The sequence below is a fragment of the Burkholderia sp. MR1-5-21 genome, assembly GCF_053427715.1.
In genome coordinates, this window is sequence record NZ_JBSAXD010000121.1 from 1 (window position 1) to 542 (window position 542).

At 65.3% G+C, this 542-nt stretch carries 1 protein-coding gene; it reads left to right on the forward strand.

Annotation, left to right across the window (positions count from 1 at the left end; all coding sequences use genetic code 11):
- Positions 1–542, forward strand: a 542-nt coding sequence (locus ACV229_RS40690; protein ID WP_448088671.1) for a hypothetical protein, incomplete at both ends; no start/stop codon positions are given.

Genomic DNA, 542 nt, shown 5'->3' on the forward strand with positions numbered 1-542 from the left:
TGTCGGGCAGCTCGGCGGTATGTACAGCGACCGAATCTATCTCGTCGGCACGGAGGGTGGCGTCGGCGTGCGCAACGCGGGCACGATTGCGGCGCAAGCCGGCGACCTGACGTTGCAGTCGAACGGCCGGCTCGTGCTGTCGGGCGAGACTACGGCGGGCGGAGATCTTTCGATGTCGGCGGCAGGCGGGATCGACAACAGCGGCACGATCCATGGTCTGCAATCAGTGTCGGCGAACACGGTGGCCGATCTGACGAACAGCGGGACGGTCAAGGCGCGGCAGAATGTGACCGTGAATGCCGGCAGCGTCAATTCGACCGGCACGCTAGGCGCAGGCGTGAACAACGATGGCTTCGTCGATCGTCGCGGCGAACTGAACGTCACGGCCACGGGCAAGTTGACGGCGACCGGAAAAAACGTCGCCGGGGGCAGTGCAACGCTGACGGGCGGTAATGTGAATCTTGCCGGCAGCGAAACGGCCGCGAACGTCACTCTCGCGCTGACCGCGAAGGCGGGCGACCTCAACCTGTCGAACGCGACGA